At 69.4% G+C, this 13364-nt stretch carries 14 protein-coding genes and 1 pseudogene; 8 read left to right on the forward strand and 7 right to left on the reverse strand.

Annotated features, from left to right (window positions below; translation table 11 throughout):
• Together H0X00_RS14030 and H0X00_RS14035 are read right to left on the reverse strand one after the other, a co-directional pair.
• Window positions 1–180: pseudogene (locus tag H0X00_RS14030) on the reverse strand (IS630 family transposase); the annotation flags it as partial.
• A gap of 35 nt (window positions 181–215) precedes the next feature.
• On the reverse strand, window positions 216–338 hold the full coding sequence (locus H0X00_RS14035) for a hypothetical protein (protein ID WP_293772052.1): 123 nt from the start codon (window positions 336–338) through the stop codon (window positions 216–218).
• Between the two features lie 1128 nt (window positions 339–1466).
• On the opposite strand from H0X00_RS14035, the gene H0X00_RS14040 reads away from it, so the two are divergent.
• The gene (locus H0X00_RS14040) at window positions 1467–3533 is read left to right on the forward strand and encodes a SpoIIE family protein phosphatase (protein WP_293772055.1); all 2067 of its coding nucleotides are present in this window, start codon (window positions 1467–1469) and stop codon (window positions 3531–3533) included.
• A 153-nt stretch (window positions 3534–3686) separates the two neighbouring features.
• Here H0X00_RS14040 and H0X00_RS14045 read toward each other — a convergent pair whose 3' ends face one another.
• A complete protein-coding gene (locus H0X00_RS14045; protein ID WP_293772057.1) occupies window positions 3687–3944 on the reverse strand; it encodes a hypothetical protein in 258 nt (85 codons plus the stop codon).
• 245 nt (window positions 3945–4189) lie between these two features.
• Window positions 4190–4312 (reverse strand): hypothetical protein, encoded by a 123-nt coding sequence (locus H0X00_RS14050; RefSeq protein WP_293772059.1) that lies wholly within the window; start codon window positions 4310–4312, stop codon window positions 4190–4192.
• A 275-nt stretch (window positions 4313–4587) separates the two neighbouring features.
• Between H0X00_RS14050 and H0X00_RS14055 the strand changes: the two genes are divergently transcribed.
• Together H0X00_RS14055 and H0X00_RS14060 are read left to right on the forward strand one after the other, a co-directional pair.
• Window positions 4588–4929, forward strand: coding sequence for a hypothetical protein (locus tag H0X00_RS14055; protein ID WP_293772062.1), 342 nt, complete (start codon window positions 4588–4590; stop codon window positions 4927–4929).
• Between the two features lie 153 nt (window positions 4930–5082).
• Window positions 5083–5322 (forward strand): hypothetical protein, encoded by a 240-nt coding sequence (locus H0X00_RS14060; protein ID WP_293772064.1) that lies wholly within the window; start codon window positions 5083–5085, stop codon window positions 5320–5322.
• Window positions 5323–5337: 15 nt separating this feature from the next.
• Here the strand turns inward: H0X00_RS14060 and H0X00_RS14065 are convergent, their stop codons facing one another.
• The 3 genes from H0X00_RS14065 to H0X00_RS14075 form a co-directional block, all read right to left on the reverse strand.
• The gene (locus tag H0X00_RS14065; protein ID WP_293772081.1) at window positions 5338–6987 is read right to left on the reverse strand and encodes a molybdopterin-dependent oxidoreductase; all 1650 of its coding nucleotides are present in this window, start codon (window positions 6985–6987) and stop codon (window positions 5338–5340) included.
• 123 nt (window positions 6988–7110) lie between these two features.
• Window positions 7111–8208 (reverse strand): ribosome small subunit-dependent GTPase A, encoded by a 1098-nt coding sequence (gene rsgA, locus H0X00_RS14070; RefSeq protein WP_293772066.1) that lies wholly within the window; start codon window positions 8206–8208, stop codon window positions 7111–7113.
• Window positions 8209–8249: 41 nt separating this feature from the next.
• A complete protein-coding gene (locus H0X00_RS14075; protein WP_293772069.1) occupies window positions 8250–9323 on the reverse strand; it encodes a YihY/virulence factor BrkB family protein in 1074 nt (357 codons plus the stop codon).
• 485 nt (window positions 9324–9808) lie between these two features.
• Between H0X00_RS14075 and H0X00_RS14080 the strand changes: the two genes are divergently transcribed.
• The 5 genes from H0X00_RS14080 to H0X00_RS14095 form a co-directional block, all read left to right on the forward strand.
• A complete protein-coding gene (locus H0X00_RS14080; protein WP_293772071.1) occupies window positions 9809–11518 on the forward strand; it encodes a nitrite/sulfite reductase in 1710 nt (569 codons plus the stop codon).
• An 8-nt stretch (window positions 11519–11526) separates the two neighbouring features.
• A complete protein-coding gene (locus H0X00_RS23880; protein WP_367186623.1) occupies window positions 11527–11691 on the forward strand; it encodes an Insertion element protein in 165 nt (54 codons plus the stop codon).
• 14 nt (window positions 11692–11705) lie between these two features.
• The gene (locus H0X00_RS14085; protein WP_367186626.1) at window positions 11706–12443 is read left to right on the forward strand and encodes a phosphoadenylyl-sulfate reductase; all 738 of its coding nucleotides are present in this window, start codon (window positions 11706–11708) and stop codon (window positions 12441–12443) included.
• Window positions 12440–13003 carry an adenylyl-sulfate kinase gene (gene cysC / locus H0X00_RS14090; RefSeq protein ID WP_293772076.1) on the forward strand — a complete coding sequence of 188 codons (564 nt, stop codon included), beginning with the start codon at window positions 12440–12442 and terminating at the stop codon, window positions 13001–13003. The genes H0X00_RS14085 and cysC overlap by 4 nt, the downstream gene beginning before the upstream one ends.
• 10 nt (window positions 13004–13013) lie before the next feature.
• On the forward strand, window positions 13014–13364 hold a 351-nt coding region (locus H0X00_RS14095), incomplete at its 3' end, for a CbiX/SirB N-terminal domain-containing protein (RefSeq protein ID WP_293772079.1).

The following is a 13364-nucleotide window of genomic DNA, read 5'->3' on the forward strand; positions in this document are numbered from 1 at the left end:
GTCCGAGTCCACCTCGCACCGGCGCGCGATCTCCTGATTGGCCACACCATCCGCGGCCAGCAGAAGACCCCTGGCCTGGATCACCGCCCGATGGGGCAGCGTCGAGGACCGCGCCATCCGGGCCAACCCCGCGCGCTGCTCACTACTGACCGGCAACGCCGGTGCTGTCTTGATCGGCATGATCAATCATACCGCGCTAATTCACAGACAGACCACTAGTTCCCCTCGGGCGCGTCGCCTACGTTCCACCCGAGCACGATCGCCAGGACCGCCAAGACGACGAAGATCGCGGCGAGGAGCACGTCCCGCCACCGCCAACGGCGCCCGCTCGGCTTCACAGACCGGATCGTCCCGCGACGCTCCACCGGCCACCTCGCCCCGCGCGTGAACGCCGCGTGGCGCGCAGTCGAACGCGACGCTGGGAGTGGTGGCCCCAGGCTGGCCCGCGCCCGTCGACAGCGAGCGCGCCGGCCCGCACCTGGCGGGAGCACCTTCGCCGAGCACCTAGGTCGCCGGGTCTGGGCGCTCCCGGTTCTTCTTCGCCATGGTCTCCATGATCGGCATCCTCTTGAGGGCGGTGCCAGTGGTTGCCGCGGCCCGCGATGCAGTTCCTGACTTGCCGTCAGAGTCAAGGGCCTGCGGTGGGTACCACCAGTGCGGGTTCGACAGCATCCAGCCAAGATGGAGCGCCGTTGGATCACGCGGGTGTAGACTCGGTTCTGACACGGGGTTGTCCCCATACCGTGTCGGACTTTGCCGCTCACGACGGCAGCATCCGGGCGCGTTGCTCCGAACCCTGGTAGCGCATCAGCGCTGACGTGTACCCGTCCAGGGAAGCAGCCGATGGAGCTCCTCGAGCCACCGCAATCCAGGTGCCTCAGATCCGATCTCGTCGCGTCGGCATCCAGCGAACATGCCGATGCCGCCCTCGGGGCTCGAGGTCCGGGTTCTCGCGTGCTTCGAGTTGTCCATCTCCTCGAGATTGCCGGGACGGCCAGGGGGCGATGATCCAGTCGCAAAAGAGGAAGGAGCAACCATGTACATCGGAGTGGGAACCGTCTTGTTGATTCTCGTCATCGTCGTCGTCGTCATGCTGATGCGCGGACGCGCATAAGGACATTCATGGGATCGTCGTAAGCATGTTAAGGATCGCGGAGGGCGCAGGTCGCCACCTTCACGGGTGCGCCGCTCGGCCTGCACCTCGTGACCCTTGGCCCCAGGCCCCATGGACGGCGAGGACGACAAGTCCAACGCCGGCAAGGGCGACGTGCACCGTGCGGACTGGCCGAGGACAGCCCGGCTCGCCTGACCGCGACGTGGGGCTTCCTTAGTGTGACCACTTCGACACGTCGTTGTTCTGACCCCCTGTGGACTCGGCCCGGTTCGCGTGCTAAGCCTTGGGGTGGAAGGTCGGCCCGGACCCTGGCGACGGCACGTCATCCAGAGGACTAAGAGGGCCCCGTGCGATGGTGGACAGCATCGAATCGGGCGGACACCGAACCCCGCTGGAGGGCCCCGGGGATCGGGCGGTCGCCCCGGCAAGCGGCGCTGGGCGGGAGCGCACCGTCACCGGGTCGGTCGTGCCGCTCGCGAACAGCCTGGTGGACGGCGATGACCTGTCGGACATCTACAGCGGGTTGACCAGCGATTGCGCCCGGATGCTGGATATCGCGTCCGCGGGGCTGCTGCTCGCTGATGCCAGGGGGGTGTTGCAGGTGGCGGCGGCCTCCAGCGAGGCTACCCGGGTCCTGGAGTTGTTCGCGCTGCAACGCCAGGAAGGTCCCTGCCTGGACTGCTACCGCAGTGGCGCCGCGGTCAACGTGTCCGACCTGAGCCTGCAGAGCGCGCGGTGGCCGGCGTTCGTGGCGGCCGCGCGGGCCGCGGGGATCGTGTCGGTGCACGCGATTCCGATGCGCGTGCAGGACATGACGCTCGGCGCCCTGGGCCTGTTCGGGACCACGGTGGGGACCCTCAACGCCGAGGACCTGGCCTTGGCCCATGCCCTCGCCCATGTCGCCAGTGTCGCTTTGGTGACCGGGAAGGCCAACGCGGACAAGACCGTGCTCGCCACCCAACTGCAGCACGCCCTGGACAGCCGGGTCGCGGTGGAACAGGCCAAAGGTGTCCTGGCCCAGCTCGGCGGTCTCGCGATGGAGGACGCCTTCGAGGTGCTGCGCCGCTACTCCCGCGACCACAACCAGCCCCTGTCCGAGATCGCGCAGGCGGTGGTCTCCCGCGACCTGCCCGCCACCGTTCTGCCCGACCTGCGTTCGTTGCTGAACGCCGTTGAGGCCGCGTCACCGCTCGACGCCGTGGAGGTGCTCGCCAGAGAACTGGCGACGATGGTCGCGGCGGACGACGTCACCTTTCTCATCGCGGACCTCAGCGGTGAGGTCCTCATCCGATTCGTGTCCGGCACGTCGACCCAGGGGAACGCCGCCGACGAGAGCGAGCGCGACGAGTTGGTGGTCGTCGCACTTGCGGGGCCCTACGAAAAGGCGCTGCGCTCCCAGCAGGTGTGCGCCGAGCACCGTGAGAGCTCAACCCGTTTGTACGCGCCCGTGACAGATCGCGGCGATGCCATCGGGGTGCTCGAACTGTCTCTGCCGTCCCGGCCCGACGAGGCCACCATCGCCTCCGTCGCCGCCGCGGCCCATGCCTTGGCCTACGTGATCATCGCCAACCGTCGGCACACCGACATCTTCGAACGCGGACAACGCCACGTCCCGTTCTCGCTGGCCGCGGAGATCCAGCGGCGGTTGCTTCCCGACGCATTTACCTGCGAGGCCGCCGAATTCACGGTCTCGGGCTGGCTGGAGCCGGCCAGTCAGGTCGCCGGTGACACGTTCGACTACTGCGTGGAACGGGAGATCCTTCACATCTCGATGAGCGATGCCATGGGACATGCGGTGGCCGCCGCCCAACTGGCGACCCTCGCGGTCGGCAGTCTTCGGAACAGCCGCCGATCCCGGGTGGGTGTTGCCGACCAGGCTCTTCGCGCCAACGCCGCCGTCTTCGACCACGGCGGTGAAGAGGGATTCGTCTCGGCTGTGCTGTGTCAGCTCAACCTCCGCACGGGCCTCCTGACCGTGGTGAACGCGGGGCATCCGGCTCCACGGCTGGTTCGGGACGGCGTGGCAACAGAAGTCGAGCTGGAGGCCGACCTGCCGTTCGGGATACTTGCGGAGGCCACGTACCGGGAGCAGATGATCCAGTTGCGTGCGGGTGACCGTCTGGTTCTGCTCACCGATGGGGTGCTCGAGCGCAATGCCAGCACGCTCGATGTCTCCACAGCACTCGGAGAGTCGGCCGGGTCGCATCCCCGCGAGGTCGTGCACAGCTTGGCCCGCGCGGTCCTGGAAGCTACCGGCGGCGATCTTCAGGACGACGCAACCGTGTTGTGCGTGGACTGGTACGGACGACCGGCCTCCGACGGCGGTGAGCGCGTCGCGAGTGCCGGCGCGAGCCAGTCCAGGGCCTCACAACCGGCCGGCCCGGGCAATCCGAGGGACGGGCGTCAACGGGTGAGCTGATCGCCTAACCCGCTGACGAGGGTCCAACGGGTGGTGTCGTCGATCGAAATCGCTGATAGGAGTAAGCGTCAGATTGAATTCTCGTGTCAGCCTACGGCGGAAGGTCGCGCATCCCATCCCGCGTCCGGTGAGCGCGCCTCGCCAACCGGTAGCTCAGGGCGATGGGCGAAAGTGCTGCCACGCTCCCGTCAGCACGCCCCAGCGCGGCGCCACCGCCACACACCGCTCGATGATGAAGAGTTCCGGGCGTCGGTCGCGCTCGAGCGATTCACGCAGTCGCGCGATAGTCCGTGCGTGCCCCACCAGCGCCACCGGCCAGTCGTCGTAAGGGCCATCAAGGGCGATGCCCTGATCGGTGGCGACCCACCAGGCGGGCGGACGCTCGGGCGCTCGCGACGGATCGGCGGTCACGGCAGGTCGGCCTCTCAACGGAACCGCTCGACCCTCGACGCCCAGGCTATCCGGGCCGTTGCGGAGCGCTACGTGGCCATCGCGATGCACTCGACGCCGATCTGCGTGAACCGGCCTTGGACATCGGGCGGAAGCTCGCCTTGCACCCAACGCCCGGTTGCGGGCGTGGGTGTGGTCATCCGGTGGTGATGTCCGCGTCACCGACTGGGTCCGGTGTCCGGCGGGTGAACGCCGGACGGCCGGGCTCACATCGCGAAGACGGCGATCCCGGCGATCAGAAGGGCGACGCCCAGCACCGCGGCAAGAATCGCCCGGCTGAGGTTGTCGGTCATCTCGGCGTAGAGCCGACTGTCGTAGATCCGGTTCATGTCCCCCCCATGGCTTATCAGACAGAACGATCACCACCACTGAACCGCGCAACGGGAGGCGGCGTCCGGTGTTTCGGCCCTTTGGGTATCTCGGAAATCGGGCGAAGCGGCGATAAGGGACACCGCTCGCGGGCGAAGGCCGCGATCGCGCCGGGGATACCCCGACTGTCCCGAATTTGGTTACCCGGACGGGGGTCTCCATTGGGTTAGGTGCCAGGTCGGGTCGGTAGACCTAGCTCTGCAGGAACCGAAGTGCCGACATCCGGGGGGATGCGATGACGACGGGGACGAGCGCCAGCAGCAGCACCAGCACCAGCACCAGCACAGCATTCGCTCAGCACGAGGTCCGGATCGAGGACTACCGCGGGTGGGTCAACCATCCCGGTGTCCCGATGGACATCACGCCGACCAGCACAGGGCCGCTCGACATCACGGCGACGGCCAACCGGAGGGGGCCCGCGCGCCGGGCGATCGCCACAGCGGTCGCGGTGGCTGCAGGGACCGGGTTGCTGGCCGGCATGGCCCTGATCGGTCGCGACACCGAACCCAAAGCACCGCAGGGCACGGGTCAGGGGCAGACGAACGGCCAAGGGCTCGGAGGAACCCAGACGCCGTAGGGCCTCACGACGCACGCCTTCACCGGGTCCGGGGGGACCGGTTCCAGTCGCTGCCCGCAATCCGGGGGGGTCCGGGCGGCGAATCAAGTTCGGGACGGTCGGCGCCGATGTTTTATGCGCCGGCCCACCCGGCTTACTTCGGGGGATGACCGAATGCTCGAGAACGACCGCGATTACCGGACCATGCCCATGGTGCCGACGGGATGGCGCCGCAACGGCGTCATCGGCATCACCGCGACCGTGCTGATGACGGGCGGACTGTTGCTCGCAGCCGCGACCACTGACGGCGCGCACGCCGCGACCGTCGGCACGTCGGCCAAGGAGTACAAGAACTGCACCGAGCTCAACCAGGTCTATCCGCACGGCGACAAGATCGCCTGCGAGAAGCGGTAGTTACCTGACGTTTCGTCAGGTAACCGGCAGCACCACGGTGTGGTAGCCGCTGGCACCGTCCGGGTCGGGCCTCGCCCGCCTGGCGGACTGCACCTCGCCGAGGATGTCGGTGGCCCGCACCGCGATGGTGTGGTCGCCCTTGGTCGCCTTCCAGTTCGGCAGGCGCCACTGGCGCCAGGTGTCCGGGTTGTCCCAGGGCGCGAGCTGCGCGACGAACGGCTCGTCGTCGATGAGCACCTCGACCTTGCTGACGCCGCGGTGCACCGCCCAGGACATGCCGGCCAGCTCGGTCTGCCCAGTCAGCAGGTCGCGGTAAGGCCGAGGCACCTCGATGCGGGACTGGGTCTTCACCGGAGCCTGCGCCGACCACCCGCGTGAGGTCCAGTACGCCTCGAACTCGTCGAAGCGGGTCACCTCGAACTCGGTGATCCACTTGGTCGCGGACACGAACCCGTACAGGCCGGGCACCACCATGCGCACCGGGAAGCCGTGGTCGTAGGGCAGCGGCTGGCCGTTCATCCCGATCGCGAACATCGCGTCCCGGCTGGGGTCGGTCAGTGCGGACAGCGGCGTGCCACAGGTCCAGCCGTCGGAAGACGTCGATTTCACGGCGTCCGCGCCGGGCTTGATGCCGACCGAGGCGAGCACGTCGGCCACCCGCACGCCCAACCAGCGGGCCGTGCCGTTGTAGTAGCCACCGACCTCGTTGGACACGCACATCAGCGTCACGTCGCGCTCGATCAGCGGGGCTTTGAGCAGGTCGTCGAAGCGCAGCGTGATCGGGTGGTCGACCAGGCCGTGGATCTTCATCGACCAGGTGTTGTGGTCCAGGCGCGGCACGACCAGCGCGGTGTCGATCCGGTAGAAGTCGTCGTTGGTGGTGAAGTACGACGTCAGCCCGGGGATTCCGAAGTCCGCCTTGCCGACCACCGCCGCGGGACTGGCCGGACGCGGCAGCGTGATGAGCCCGGAGGTGGCGTAGCTGCCCTGCTCGCCGAGCTTCCAGAACGCTCCCCCGGCCACGCCGACGGCGCCGATCACCCCGGCCGTGCGCAGGAACGCGCGCCGGTCGAGGCCACCTGCGAGATCAGCGGCGAGGGAGATCGGCCGGCGGGTCGGGATCATGACGGCGGGTCGTTCGAGTTCAGGTGTCACCTCGGCCGGGGCCTCGCGGGGCGTCACCCGTGCCCCGGGCCCGGCGGGGCCTGGCTCGGGCGGCGCCGCGTCAGCCGCCGCCGCCAGTCCGCGGAGCAGCAGGACGAGTGCGGCGGTACTGACAACCAACGCAACCAGCGCCGGACTGATCCGGACGAGCGCCGGATCGTGCAGGCCCCGGGCCGTCATCACGGCGAGCACGCCGACGGCCCCGACCGCGGCCGTCAGCCCGACGGCGAGCCGGCGGTGCGTGACCCCGAGTGCGCCGGCCAGCGCGCCGAGCAGGGCGATGGTCACCAGCATCCCGGTGACCAGGACCTGCTTGTCGTCGACCCCGAAGTTGCGGATCGCCCATTCGCGCAACCAGGGCGGTGAGGTGTCGATGGCCCAGGTGCCGACCGCGACGACGGGTGACGGTCCCGAGATCGCGGTGGCGACCCCTTCGGCCGCGCCGACGCCGGCGAAGGCAGCCAGCAGCCCGCTGACAGCCCCCGTGGCCCTCGCCTGCACTGACAAACCCGGCTCCCTCGTTGCTGGTGGCTTTCCAGCCTGACACGGGCCCACTCCGGGGCGGGCCGCGCAGGCCTTACGGTCCGGCGACAGAGATTCGTCGCCGTAGCCGTCCCGGAGGGGTCAGCGCCCGGGCTTGGGGTTGCGGCGCATGTCCATGTGCATCTGCTTCCAGGACTTGAGCCGCTCCTGGCGCAGCCGGGCATCGGTGCGGGAGGCCATCCACTCCGCTTCGCGCTGGAGCTTGCGGTAGTTCTCCCAGCGCCGATCCTCCAGCCGACCCTCGGCCAGCGCCGCCTGGACCGCGCAGCCGGGTTCGGAGCCGTGCCCACAGTCGGTGAAGCGGCACTCGGAGGTCAGCGCTTCGATGTCGCCGAAGACCCGCTCGACGCCCTCCTCGGCCGACCACAGGCCGGCCGAGCGCAGGCCCGGGGTGTCCAGGACGGCGCCGCCGCCGGGCACCGAGACGAGTTCGCGGCGCACCGTGGTGTGCCGTCCCCTCCCGTCGCCCCGGATGCTCTGGACTTCCAGCTCGGCCCCGGTGAGCCGGTTGGTCAGGGAGGACTTGCCCGCCCCGGAGCGGCCCAGCAGGGCCAGGGTGCGCCCGAAGCCGACGTGGTGGGCCAAGCCCTCGAAGCCGTCGCCGGTCGCCGAGCTGACCACGTGCACCTCGGCGCCGGCGGCGATACCCGCGATGTCCTCGGCGATCGCCCACGGGTCGGGCACCAGGTCGGCCTTGGTGAGCACGATCAGCGGCGTCGCGCCGGTCTCCCAGAGCAGCACCAGCAGACGTTCGATCCGGCTCAGGCTCGGCGTCGGATCGAGCCCCTCGACGAGCGCGATCGCGTCGGCGTTGGCGGCCAGCGGCTGGGCGTGGGACTCCCCGCCGGCCACCGCCCGGGTCAGCAGGGTTCGCCGGGGCAGCACGGCGTCGACGAAGGACGGGCCGTCGGGCGTGCGACGCAACACCACCCAGTCGCCGGTGCACGCGGCATCGCGGGAGTCGGACGACAGGCCGGGGATCGGCAGGGCGACCGCCGGGCCGGCGGCGGTCATCACCAGCAGTCGGCCACGGTCCACCCGGGTCACGCGGGCAGGGACGATCGATTCGGCTCGGTAGGGCTCGAAGGCGGCGCCGAGGTCGGCGCCCCAGCCCAGGGCGAGCAGCCGGTCAGGATCAGAGGCAGAGTCAGAGAGGGAGTCAGATACGTAGGGAGTCAACGCGGCACCTTGGGTAGGAGAAGGAACGATTCAGGGCGCGGTCACAGACGGCCATGTCGCTTCACCTCCTCCGGTGCCTGGGCCTCGGGCTCGTTGTGCACCGGGGCGGCTTGTTCGCCGAAGAGTACGGGCAACACCATGACTTCGTCGCTCGAATTTCCGTTTGCCGCCGGGGCGGACGGCTCCGGCTTCCTGAGCACCGGATCAGGCTGCTTCGGCGCCGGCGCGGGGTCGGACCTGGCCGCCCGCAGTACCGGGATTCCGTCCAGGGTGTGGTCGTCGGTGCGCTGCGGCCACTGCCGGTCCACCGCGGCGTTGAACGCGGCGCCGATCAGCACCGAGATGGCCAGCACGTAGAGCCAGATCAGCACCACGATCGAGGCCGCCAGCGGGCCGTAGATCGAGGTCCCCCCGACGGAGAGGTCGATGACCTTGCGGACCACGTAACTGCCGAGCAGCCAGCCGACCAGAGTCAGGCCCGCGCCGGGCAGGCAACGCCGCCAGGCATTCGGCACCGGCACCGCGATCCAGTACAACGTGGTCAGCGAACACATCGTCAGCCCGATGACCAACGGCCAGTACAGGAACATCACCCAGTGCGCCTGGTCGGGGATCGCTTCGGAGACCAGGTCCGGGCCGGCCAGGATCGGCGGCGCGAGCACGATCGCGATCACCAGGCCGACGATGTAGAGCGAGAAGGACAGGGCGCGGGTGGCGATGATGCCGCGGTGCCCGCCGAGGCCGTACATGATCGCGATGGTGTCGATCATCGTGTTCAGAGCTCGCGAACCCGACCAGAGGGCGAGCAGAAAACCGAGCGAGACGATGTCGAAGCGGCCACCGTCGAGGACGTCGTTCAACGTCGGAATGATGACGTCATTGACGGCCTGGTCGGACAGGGCGTCGCGGGAGAAGTCGATGATGTTGGCGCGGATCTGCTCGACGGTGTCCGGGCCGATCACGTCGGCGAAGTAGCCGAGGGTGCCGACCAGACCCAGGACGAGCGGCGGCAGCGAGAGGATCGCGAAGAACCCGATCTCGGCGGCCAGCCCGGTGACCCGGTGGCGCAGACAGATCGAGAACGTCGTCCGCGCCAGTTTGCGCAGGTCGGCCAAGGCCGCAAGCTTCCGCCGCGGGCGCGGCACCGATGGACCGCCCCCGGTCGTGGAGCTGCCACCGGCCATATCCCTAAGGTAGCCATCCGCGCCCGTGGCAAGCGTCGTTCAGGTCTCCGGACTCGCCGTGATGTTGCCCTAATTGGACTTAGTCGATATACATTGAAGTTGCCCGGACAAGCGCGTTGAAGTTGCCCGGACAACCGCTGACGCACGCTTCCACATGCTGGACGCGAGGCGTACTTCCGCCTGTTTCCGTGGCACTCTCATGGACGTGAACACCCTGCGGATCGCCCTCGTCGAGCGTCGTCACATCGACCTCGGCCGCGTCTGCACGATGTCCTGTCCGGCCGGCTGACCTACTCGCCCTCCCGCACGTCTTCGCGGGGCGCACCCGGTCTCGATCCCACGTAGTCGCCGATTTCGGCGCGCTCGGGATCCGTGCCGGCGATGCGCTCGCGCATCAGCCGAAGGACCTCGCTCCGATGACGATCGCTCCCACCGCGCCGGCCCTGCGCACCCCCAACAGCACCGCCGGCACCAAGACCTCTCGGCACAAGGGGCAGGGCCAGTGGGCCGCGGGCCACCTGGAGCCGCTCAACGCCAACGAGCAGATGAAGAAGGACGACAACCCGCTCAACGTCCGGCACCGGATCATCAACCGGTACCAGTACACCGGGTTCGACTCGATCGACAGCGCCGACCTGCGCGGCCGCTTCCGCTGGATGGGGATCTACACCCAGCGCAAGCCCGGCATCAGTGGCGGGCAGACCGCGATCCTGGATCCGAACGAGCTCGACGACAAGTACTTCATGATGCGCATCCGCTCCGACGGTGGGCAGCTCTCCCCCGAGCAGCTGCGCGCCATCGCCGAGGTGTCCACCGTCTATGGCCGGGACACCGCCGACATCACCGACCGGCAGAACATCCAGCTGCACTGGGTCCGCATCGAGGACGTCCCGGCGATCTGGGAGCGCATCGAGGCGGTCGGGCTGACCTCGCTCGAGGCCTGCGGTGACTGCCCGCGCGTCGTGCTCGGCTCCCCCGTGGCCGGCATCGCCGCCGACGAGATCATCGACGGGACTCCGGCCATCGAGGAGATCGTGCGCCGCTACGTCGGCGCCCCGGAGTTCGCGAACCTGCCGCGCAAGTTCAAGTCCGCGGTCTCCGGCTCGCCCTCGATGGACGTCGCGCACGAGATCAACGACCTGTCCTTCGTCGGGGTCGTGCATCCCGAGCACGGTCCGGGCTTCGACGTCTGGGTCGGCGGTGGCCTCTCGACCAATCCGATGCTCGCCCAGCGCCTCGGCGTCTGGGTTCCGCTGGACGAGGTGCCTGATGTGTGGGCCGCCGTCGTCGGTACGTTCCGCGACTACGGCTACCGCCGTCTGCGCAACCGCGCGCGGCTGAAGTTTCTGGTCGCCGACTGGGGTATCGAGCGCTTCCGCGAGGTGCTGGAGACCGAGTACCTGCACCGCCCCCTGATCGACGGTCCCGCCCCGGCCGAACCCACCGCGGCCAACCGCGACCACCTCGGTGTGCAACGGCAGAAGGACGGCAACTTCTACGTCGGCTTCGCCCCGATGGTCGGGCGGGTCAACGGCATGCTGCTGTCGAAGATCGCCGACCTGGCCGACGAGCACGGCACCGGCCGGGTCCGTCTGACGGCGGAGCAGAAGATGCTCATCCTCGACGTTCCCGAGGACAAGGTCGAGCACCTCGTCGAGTCGTTGGCGAGCCTTGACCTGCAGGTGCGCCCGACCCCGTTCCGTCGTCAGACGATGGCCTGCACCGGCATCGAGTACTGCAAGATGGCGATCGTCGAGACCAAGGCCCGCGCCGGCGCTCTGGTCCGGGAGATGGAGCGCCGCCTGCCGGAGTTCGACGCCCCGCTGACGATCAACATGAACGGCTGCCCGAACTCGTGCGCCCGTTCGCAGGTCGCGGACATCGGCCTCAAGGGCATGCTCGTGCCCGGCCCGGACGGCGACCCGGTCGAGGGCTTCCAGGTGCATCTGGGCGGAAGCCTCGGCGTGCAGGCCGGCTTCGGGCGCAAGCTGCGCGGGCTCAAGGTCACCTCGGCCGGCCTCGACGACTACGTCGAGCGGGTGCTGCACCGCTACCTCGCGCAGCGCTCCGAGGGCGAGCGGTTCGCCCAGTGGGTCGTGCGCGCCGACGAAGCCGATCTCTCGTAGTCGGGAACCTGAGCCATGAGCGAGTCGTTCCGTTCCACTGCCCCTATTGCGCCGAGGAGGACCTCCGTCCCCTCGAGACGCACGGGCAGTGGATGTGCACGAGTTGCCGCCGCGCGTTCGCGTTGAAGTTCCTGGGCTTGACCACCGGATCGGGATTGGAGGTGACCTCGTGAGCGTTGCCCCCGTCATGCACTTCGAGACCTCGCCGGATCCGCGGGCCCGTCGACGTGAGAACCGCACGCCCGAGGAGACCGAGCGCCTGGCCACCAAGGCCGGGCTGGAACTCGAAGACGCCGCCGCCGCCGCCATCGTGAGGTGGGCGGTGGGCACCTTCGGGGACCGCCTGGCCGTCACCTCCTCGATGGCGGACGCGGTGGTCGCGCACCTGGTCTCCACCGTGCGGCCGGGCGTGGACGTGCTGTTCCTCAACACCGGCTACCACTTCGCCGAGACCATCGGCACCCGCGACGCAGTGGCCTCGGTCTACGACGTCAACGTCATCGACCTCGCTCCCACCATGAGCGTCGCCGCACAGGACCTCGCCTTCGGCAAGGACCTGTGGTCCCGGGACTCGGACCGGTGCTGCGCGCTGCGCAAGGTCGCGCCGCTGAACAACGCGATGCGCGACTACGACGCCTGGATCACCGGGCTGCGCCGGGACGAGACCCCATCGCGCGCCGGGACGCCGGTGGTGTCCTGGGACGCGGACCGCGGCAAGGTAAAGGTCTGCCCGATCGCGCGCTGGAGCGACGGGGACGTGGACGCCTACGTGGCGCGCCACGGCATCTTGCTCAACCCGTTGCTGATGGACGGTTACGACTCCATCGGCTGCCGTCCCTGCACCCGCCGGGTGACCGCAGGGGAGGATTCCCGTGCCGGACGCTGGTCCGGGTCCTCCAAGACGGAATGCGGGCTGCACACATGAGCGCTGCACACCTGGGCACCGTGGCCACTGCGGGCGCGACCATCTGGCTGACCGGCCTCTCCGGGGCGGGCAAGTCCACGATCTCCGAGGCGCTGATCGTGCGCCTGCGCGAGGCCGGGCACCGGGTCGACATCCTGGACGGCGACGAGGTGCGCCAGGTGCTCACCGCCGACCTCGGCTTCTCCCGTGAGGACCGGATCACCAACGTGCGCCGGATCGGCTACGTGGCCGAGGTGGTCGCCCGCAACGGCGTGCTCGCCCTGGTGCCGGTGATCGCGCCCTACGCCGAGGCCCGTGACTCGGTGCGCGAGCGGCACGAGAAGGCCGGCACGCCGTTCGTGCTCATCCACGTCGCCACCTCCGTCGAGGTGTGCGCCGAACGCGACGTCAAGGGCCTCTACGCCAAACAGAAGGCCGGGCTGATGTCCGGTCTGACCGGCGTCGACGACCCGTACGAGGACCCCACCAACGCCGACCTCCGCCTGGACACCGCAGGCCGCACGCTCGACGAATCCGTCGACGCCGTGTGGGCCGTGCTGTCTGCGCGGGGTCTCGTCTGACAGGAGCCCCATGACGCCCTGGTCGCAGTCACTGCTGCTCGTCGCCCACGGAAGCCGGGATCCCCGGCACGCCGCGACGATCGAGCAGATCGCGTGTGCGACTCGGGCCGCCCGGCCGGACCTCGAGGTCCGTGTCGGCTACCTCGACCACGACGGACCCCGCGTCACCGAGGCCCTGGCCTCCCTCGGGGGTTCGGTTGTCGCGGTGCCGTTGCTGCTGGGGCACGCCTACCACGGGCGGGTCGACGTACCCGCCGCTCTCGCCGAGGGCTCCACGCGTACGGGCGTGCGCGTCGAACTCGCGGCGGTGCTCGGTCCGGACCCGCGGCTGCTGCCCGCTGCGCGCCGCGCTGTCCTGACC

The sequence above is a fragment of the Sporichthya sp. genome, from assembly GCF_013815995.1.
Lineage (GTDB): Bacteria > Actinomycetota > Actinomycetes > Sporichthyales > Sporichthyaceae > Sporichthya.

What these genes read in the sequence shown, in the direction of transcription:
- H0X00_RS14040 (WP_293772055.1), top strand. Translation starts at nt 1,467, where the DNA reads ATGGTGGACAGCATCGAATCGGGCGGACACCGAACCCCGCTGGAGGGC.
- H0X00_RS14050 (WP_293772059.1), bottom strand. Translation starts at nt 4,312, where the DNA reads ATGAACCGGATCTACGACAGTCGGCTCTACGCCGAGATGACCGACAAC.
- H0X00_RS14055 (WP_293772062.1), top strand. Translation starts at nt 4,588, where the DNA reads ATGACGACGGGGACGAGCGCCAGCAGCAGCACCAGCACCAGCACCAGC.
- H0X00_RS14060 (WP_293772064.1), top strand. Translation starts at nt 5,083, where the DNA reads ATGCTCGAGAACGACCGCGATTACCGGACCATGCCCATGGTGCCGACG.
- H0X00_RS14080 (WP_293772071.1), top strand. Translation starts at nt 9,809, where the DNA reads ATGACGATCGCTCCCACCGCGCCGGCCCTGCGCACCCCCAACAGCACC.
- H0X00_RS14085 (WP_367186626.1), top strand. Translation starts at nt 11,706, where the DNA reads ATGCACTTCGAGACCTCGCCGGATCCGCGGGCCCGTCGACGTGAGAAC.
- cysC (WP_293772076.1), top strand. Translation starts at nt 12,440, where the DNA reads ATGAGCGCTGCACACCTGGGCACCGTGGCCACTGCGGGCGCGACCATC.